The 4,163-nt window shown below is 60.2% G+C and carries 3 protein-coding genes; all 3 read right to left on the bottom strand.

All coding sequences use genetic code 11. The features are described 5' to 3' along the window. Positions 1-151: 151 nt before the first annotated feature. The gene (gene rluA, locus ACW5W8_RS23285; protein ID WP_033115942.1) at positions 152-808 is read right to left on the bottom strand and encodes a bifunctional tRNA pseudouridine(32) synthase/23S rRNA pseudouridine(746) synthase RluA; all 657 of its coding nucleotides are present in this window, start codon (positions 806-808) and stop codon (positions 152-154) included. 131 nt (positions 809-939) lie between these two features. Next, positions 940-3,807, bottom strand: a complete 2,868-nt coding sequence (gene rapA / locus ACW5W8_RS23290) for an RNA polymerase-associated protein RapA (protein WP_498630771.1) — start codon at positions 3,805-3,807, stop codon at positions 940-942. A 48-nt stretch (positions 3,808-3,855) separates the two neighbouring features. Continuing rightward, positions 3,856-4,163: hypothetical protein (locus ACW5W8_RS23295; protein ID WP_498630773.1), on the bottom strand; the 308-nt coding region annotated here is incomplete at its 5' end.

Consider the following 4,163-nt stretch of genomic DNA (forward strand, 5'->3'; position numbering starts at 1 on the left):
TGTTGAAAGGCTGGGGTATCCATGATGGTAGACCTCAAGGTGATGGCCTACTTCAAGATTAGCCTTTCAACACGTAATTGGGACAGAGCCATAAAAAAGCCCCCATCTCTCGATGGGGGCTTTCTTTTTATTGGACTGTTACCTGTCAGACTCAGACCGGGAAAGGGGCTGGCGCCTCGAAGGTCATCCGCTCGCCGCTGCGGGGGTGGCTGATGGTCAGGCTGGCCGCATGCAGATAAAGATGCGGTGCTGCCGCCAGCGCATCCGGGTTGGCGTAGAGGTTGTCACCCAGGATCGGGTGCCCCAGCTCCAGCATATGGACGCGCAGCTGGTGCGAGCGACCGGTAATCGGGGTCAGCTTGATCAGGCTGTTGCCATTCTCCACCTTCAGTTTCTGCCACAGGGTCAGGGCATGACGCCCCTCCTCAAAATCCACCTTCTGCTTCGGCCGGTTGGGCCAGTCGACGCAGAGCGGCAGGTCCACTTCACCCGCATCCTGTTCCGGTTCACCCCACACCCAGGCGAGGTAGTGCTTCTCGGTCTCCCGCTCGCGGAATTGCCGGCTCAGCTCCCGGTGGGAGTTGGGATTGAGCGGGATCACCAGCACGCCGGTGGTCGCCATGTCGAGACGATGGGCGGCTGCCGCTTTGGGGTGTTGCTGCTTGACCCGATGGAGCACGCTGTCTTCATTCTCGGGGCCGCGCCCGGGGACGCTCAGCAGGCCAGTGGGCTTGTTGACCACCATGATGTCCTTGTCCTTGAACAGGATATCGAGCCAGGGTTCCAGGGGCGGTGAGTATACAAACATAGCGTCTCGCATCTTTGGTCAAAGCGGGGGCAAGCCCCCATTAGTTATGGGTTACCACGATAAAAAGTGCATGGCATCCAGCTTGAGCTGGGTCTGGTCGTTAGCAACCAGACGATGCCTGCACAGTTTTATCAGTTATGGGTCACCACAATAAAGCGGATGGCATCCAGCTTGAGCTGGGTCTGGTCGATCAGGTGGTGCAATTCTGCCTGCAGATTGCGCAGATATTCCAGCTCGCTGTCGCGCACGTTCGGGTTGACCGCCTTGAGCGCCTCCAGACGATCGAGATCCTGCTGCAGGGTCTGCGCCATCTGGGCGCGGGCCTTGTCGACAATCCCGGCCTTCAGCTCTTCGGCAATCGCCTGACCCTGGCCAATCAGACCGTGGATCACCGGCTGGGACGCAGTCACCAGCTTGCTGCCAAGGTGGCGGTTGACCGGGGTCAGCTGGCGGTTGAAGGCATCGAACGCCACCTTCTCGCCGAGGTTGTTGCCGTTCTTGTCCATCAGCAGGCGGATCGGTGTCGGCGGCATGAAGCGGTAGAGCTGGGGATGAGCCGCAGACTCGGCGACGAAGATCAGTTCCAGCAGGATGGAACCGACCGGCAGCGCCTTGTTCTTGAGCAGGGCGACCGAGGTGGCACCGATCTCGGAGCCGAGGATCAGGTCGATACCGCCGCGCATCATGGGGTGATCCCAGGAGAGGAACGACATATCGTCCCGCGACAGGGCGGTGGTGCGGTCGAAGGTGATGGTCATGCCGTCTTGCGGCAGCCCCGGGAAGCTGGGCACCAGCATGTGATCGCCCGGCATCAGCACCAGCGCGTTCTCGCCGCGATCGTCTTGATTGACGCCGATCTCGTCGAACATCTTGAGGGCGAAGGAGATCATGCCGGTGTCGTCATCTTCGGCGGCCAGCTTCTCGACCAGCTGTTTGGCGGCTTCGCCACCGCTGGAGTGGATCTCCAGCAGACGATCGCGGCCCTGTTCCAGCTTGGCCTTGAGCGGTTCGTGCAACTCGCGGGTGCGGGTCAGCAGTGCTTCGAGGGTCGCCTGATCACCGGTATTGGCGGCCAGCAGCTCGAACAGCTCGTCACGCACCGCTTCAAACACCGGGCGGGCGGTCGGGCAGGTCTGCTCGAACGCATCGAGGCCATCGTGATACCAGAGTTGCAGGGCGCGCTGGGAGGTGCCCTCCAGATAGGGAACGTGGATTTCGACGGTGTTCTGCTGACCGATGCGATCGAGACGGCCGATCCGCTGCTCCAGCAGATCCGGGTTAAGAGGCAGATCGAACAGCACCAGATGGCTGGCAAACTGGAAGTTGCGACCCTCGGAGCCGATCTCGGAGCAGAGTAGCACCTGGGCGCCACCCTCAGCTTGAGCGAAATAGGCGGAGGCCTTGTCCCGCTCGAGGATGGACATCCCCTCGTGGAACACGGCGGCACGGATCCCCTCGCGGGTGCGCACGGCCTCTTCCAGCGCGATGGCGGTGGCCGCTTCGGAGCAGATCACCAGCACCTTCTGTTGACGGGCAGAGATCAGCAGCTCCAGCAGCCAGTCAACGCGCGGGTCAAACTGGGTCCAGCTGGCGCTGTCGCCTTCAAACTGCTGGAAGATCTTCTCGGGGTAGAGGTAGCGCAGGGCACGGGTCTGCAGATCGCCACCATTGCCACCCATCATGCCCATCACCTTGATGGCGGTCTTGTACTGCTCCGGCAGCGGCATGGGGTAGACGTTGAGATGGCGCTCGGGGAAGCCCTGAATATTGGCGCGGCTGTTGCGGAACAGGACGCGACCGGTGCCGTGCTGATCCAGCAGCTTGGCGACCGCCTGTTGACGGGCGGCGGCATCGCCGAGGTCCAGACCGGCCAGTTGATCAGCCAGGATGGCTTTGGCGTTGTCGCTCAGGGTCTCGCCATCCAGCAGCTCTTGCGCGGCGCTGGCGACCTGACCATAGGCCTGCTCCTCGGCGAGGAAGGCGTCGTAGTCGTAGAAACGCTCGGGGTCGAGCAGGCGCAGACGAGCGAAGTGGCTCTGGTGGCCCAGCTGATCCGGGGTGGCGGTCAGCAGCAGCACGCCCGGCACCTGTTCGGCCAGCGCTTCCACCATTTCATAGGCACGGCTCGGCGCCTCTTCGCTCCACTCCAGATGGTGCGCTTCATCGACAACCAGCAGATCCCACTCGGCTTCCAGTACCTGTTCGAAGCGACGACGCTTCTTGCGCAGGAAGTCGAGGCTGCAGATCACCAGCTGTTCGGTCTCGAAGGGGTTTTCCGCATCGGCGAACGCCTCGATGCAGCGCTCCTCGTCAAACAGGGAGAAGTGCAGGTTGAAGCGGCGCAGCATCTCGACCAGCCACTGGTGCTGGAGCGTTTCGGGCAGCAGGATCAGCACCCGATGGGCGCGGCCGGAGAGCAGCTGCTGATGAATGATCATGCCCGCTTCGATGGTCTTGCCCAGACCAACCTCATCGGCCAGCAGTACGCGCGGGGCGTAGCGGTGACCCACTTCATGGGCGATATAGAGCTGGTGCGGGATCAGGCTGACCCGGCCACCGGCCAGGCCACGAGTCGGATTGCGACGACGCTGGTGCTGGTTGATCAACGCCTCGTAGCGCAGGGTAAAGCGGGACATCCGGTCAATCTGACCGGCGAACAGGCGATCCTGTGGCTTGTTGAACTTGATAAAGTTGTTGAGAAACACTTCCTTGAGGGCAACGGGCTCATCATTGTCGGTGCGCACACCTACATATATAAGCAGGCCGTTTTTCTCCTGCACTTCTTCGACCGTCATGGTCCAGTCTTCGTGACTGGCTATCTGATCGCCCACATTGAAGCTGACCCGGGTCACCGGCGCCTCTTCTTTGGCATACATGCGGTTTTCGCCGGTAGCCGGAAACAACAGGGTAACCATGCGTCCTTCAACAGCAACGACAGTCCCCAACCCCAGATCCGTCTCTGTATCACTAATCCAACGCTGGCCAAGTGCAAAAGGCATTAAACTCTCCAAAGCCCAAGAGTGTGTGAATCGCAAAGGGGCGCTATGTTACCCGAAGGCGTGACCTCGATCACCATGCATATAGATGTAGAGAGACCAAATCGCCACAACCTTGATCTGCTCCCGTCGCCACGCCATATTAAGGTAGCGATATCGCCAAATGAGTGTGTTGTTGCAGGATAAATGTGCTTTTTGGTTGATAAGTGAACGGTTGAGCCAAAAATACGAATTTAATTCTAAAACGCTCTTGCAAGCGTGATCCAGATCCCTATAATGCGCCTCCATCGACAGGGCGAGCGGCAACGCAAACAACCTCGTCGATAACCTCGAAAAGCCTTTGAAAATAAGGCTTGACT

The sequence above is a fragment of the Aeromonas aquatilis genome, from assembly GCF_054052405.1.

Excerpts from the sequence above, each read along its gene's own strand:
- rluA (WP_033115942.1), bottom strand. The coding sequence starts at position 808 with ATGTTTGTATACTCACCGCCCCTGGAACCCTGGCTCGATATCCTGTTC.
- rapA (WP_498630771.1), bottom strand. The coding sequence starts at position 3,807 with ATGCCTTTTGCACTTGGCCAGCGTTGGATTAGTGATACAGAGACGGAT.